Genomic DNA, 2,928 nt, shown 5'->3' with positions numbered 1-2,928 from the left:
CTTGTCGCCAGCGAACTCGTCGATCGTCCGTGTACCTATCCTTACCTGTTAGGAATTTCCAATGAATTTCGCTCGTTTCTTTGCCTCGATGGATGAACTTGCTGGGGCCTTCGAAGGTGACCACGACTTTGTCGACGGACGTTGCTTCGATGATGAAGGGTTTGTTGCAACGCGCGAAAGGCTTTGACGGATTGAAGGTTGTATCGCTGAGTCCAGGTGGGATCGCATCCAGCGATGGCGTGCAAGTTGAACGCCCGGACCTTTGCTGCCCGAGCCAGTTCCGTCCAGTCGACGATCAGCCCGGGGGCTGCAATGACGTTCTGTGCGTCATTCAGAAAGCGACCCGCCGGGACTCCCACACCACCGATGCGGTGAAACGGAAAGAAACCCAGCGGTGTGTTGTCTTTCGCTCGCAGGACTGCGATCAAGACATCGTTCCGAACGGCGTGAACCGCGGCTGCGAAACGGGCCGCAAAAAAAGGCGGGGTGAAATCGTCGGTCAGTGACCGAATTTGTTCCCACCGTTCCAGGTCCTCGGCGGCCAGTTCGTCGAACGTGCAGACACTGATTTGATGCACGTCCGGAGTGCCTACCGTTACGGGGATGGCGGATTGTCCATCCTGATTGTGATCCGATGTTCGAGCCACTTGGTTGGGGCTGCGTTGGAGGTCGGACTCACTGCTTGCCAATTCACCCGTGCCACTTGCCCGGAATTCGCCGGACGTTGAAGGCGGGGGAGTCATGGGAGATGCGGGGTGTGACAATGCCGGTCTTATCGAAAGGGGAGCCGAATCAGATCACTCCCCGTTTTCGATGCAACGGGCATGACTAGCGTCGGGCTTTCTTGCTCTTCGCACCGCCTTGACGGACCTTGAACTTAGGATTGCTTTTGCAAATCACGTAAATACGGCCTCGGCGTTTGACCACCTGGCAATCCGGGTGGCGGTACTTCAACGCTCCAATGCTACTAACGACCTTCATCCGATGCTACTCGCGGGTTAAATGTTGATGCCAAAAACCAACTTTGTTCGTCGGCAAACGGCAGAGAATAGCGAAAAATTAGCGCTCGACAACTCCAATCGTCAAGCTCATGCCATTTTGGCAAAGGATTCTTGAAGGAATTCCAAGGGAAAGAGGCTGAACGATAGTTCGCGGCTGCAGAGGATCTTCTCGGTGGCCGCGTCTCTGTCCAGACGATGGAGTTGCTGTCGCGTTTCCCGTCGCTGTTCGTCGAGTTGCTGAGCGATCAGGGTATTCACGCGAGAAATCTCGCGGTGCCAATCGCTTCGGCTGCCTGAGGAGGGCATTTGGTCGAGCAGTTCCAGTTTTCGGGCCTGGAGGACACGATGGGTGGAATTGCCGTCATTCAGCCATTTTTCACCTTGGAAACGGAGTTCACGTTCTTTTCGCAAGAGATCCCGCCGACGGCCTTCAAGGGATTCGTCGAGTTCCTGCCCAGGCAAGCGAATGGTTCCCGAGACGACTTGCAATCCCGGGGGGGTGACCCCGAAGAATTGGGCGATGATTCGGTCGGCGAGTTGGTCGTATTTACCGCCACCGATCCCGTGCAGGAACAGGTCGCTAAGCACCAATCTGGCAAACATCGTCGTCATCAAGGCGCGAGGACGGAGTTTGAATTCCGGCGAGGCGGCTTCCATCAATTGAGTGGCCGCTAAATCGCGGTCGACTGCCGAGACCGTCAGTGAGACCAGTCCATCCTGCGAGTTCCCTGAGGAGGCCGAAATCGATGGCGCGTCACTGATTCGCCACTGATCGCCTTCGCGACGAACCCAGACGCCGCGGCGTTGAGGGTTGCTGTTGCCGTAGACCCATAGAGGCGTTTCGATCCATCCGTCTTGAAGGCCCAGGTTGGGAACTGGGTGAGCTGAGCTGCGGATGCCGTGCCAGGCCCGATAGTGGTCGGCGGAGTCGTTGTAAACCGTTCGAAAACGTTCCATTTGGTCAATGATTTCCATCACAAACCGAGCGAACGGCCGGCCGCGAACGGCGACTCCGAGAGGGAGTTCCAGGGTCTGCCATTTCATGTTCGCTTCGAGTGCGTGGCGGGCTTGGGCCAACGCACAACCGGCGATGCCGCAACGCGCGATCGCTTCACGCGCGTGCGACCAAAGCTCGGTTACGCAGGGGTTGCTGACCAAAGGAGCGATCAAGCGCCGAACACCCGAGTCGAAATGAGTGAATCGTTCCTTGTCACGAATTTGTGCTTGCTCAAACGGGAGGGTTTCGCCGCCCGAATCGTAGGAAATGGATTGCCAAGAACCCTGCCGCGGTCCGCCTCGGTGCTCGCCGGAGAATCCCGCTTGTGGCTGCAGTTGCGGGACACGAATGGAACGCGTGGTGGCGATGTCATTATCGATCACCAGGTTGATCGGAAGCGCACAGCAGTCGCTCGCGATTTTTTGCAGCGTGTAATTCTTGAACCAAACCCCGGGGTGAAAAAGCGTGGGTTGGTGGCCTGCCATCACGATCGGGCGAGAGTTGTTCTCGCCGGCGTGGTTTGGCTGATCAGCACAGAAGGACGCGACGTCACGGTAAGACGATGTGTATCGACGGGCGTCGTTGACGAGTTGTTCTCGTGCTTCGTTCCGCAGATCCGCCCACAGCGATCCGGCGGGCATCTCCGCTTGGGCGGTCGCGAGATTGTTTTTCAGCAGAAGTTCTGCATCGCAAAGTGGCGGCTCGATCAAGGTTCCCAGCGTTTGCGTGGGAGCCCGCAGGTCGCGGTATTCACTCACGAGTACTTCTCCGGATGCCGGGTTTCCGGATGCTGGTGTTTCTGCATCCGTCTTTCGCGCATTTGCTGTCAACGAATCAGCGTTGTGATCGGGCGGGGCGAGATCAGATGGGGAGGAGCTCAAGGCGTTCTTTCGTGGGTCAATGACTTGGAAGAGATCCCGTCATTCGGCC

At 57.3% G+C, this 2,928-nt stretch carries 3 protein-coding genes; all 3 read right to left on the bottom strand.

What is annotated here, in order from left to right; translation table 11 throughout:
• Nucleotides 1-41 precede the first annotated feature (41 nt).
• The 3 genes from ACF8AM_RS11490 to ACF8AM_RS11480 all read right to left on the bottom strand — a co-directional run bounded on the left by ACF8AM_RS11490 (nucleotide 42) and on the right by ACF8AM_RS11480 (nucleotide 2,756).
• Entirely contained in the window at nucleotides 42-743 is a 702-nt protein-coding gene (locus ACF8AM_RS11490; RefSeq protein WP_392555768.1) for a hypothetical protein, read from the bottom strand.
• Between the two features lie 85 nt (nucleotides 744-828).
• Entirely contained in the window at nucleotides 829-981 is a 153-nt protein-coding gene (gene ykgO, locus ACF8AM_RS11485; RefSeq protein ID WP_007327677.1) for a type B 50S ribosomal protein L36, read from the bottom strand.
• 107 nt (nucleotides 982-1,088) lie between these two features.
• Nucleotides 1,089-2,756 (bottom strand): hypothetical protein, encoded by a 1,668-nt coding sequence (locus tag ACF8AM_RS11480; protein ID WP_392555767.1) that lies wholly within the window; start codon nucleotides 2,754-2,756, stop codon nucleotides 1,089-1,091.
• Between the last annotated feature and the right edge of the window lie 172 nt (nucleotides 2,757-2,928).

The organism is Rhodopirellula sp. JB055 (assembly GCF_043100905.1).
Classification (GTDB): domain Bacteria; phylum Planctomycetota; class Planctomycetia; order Pirellulales; family Pirellulaceae; genus Rhodopirellula.
The sequence above is the reverse complement of the archived record's forward strand: the minus strand, read 5'-3'. Positions and strand labels throughout refer to the sequence as shown.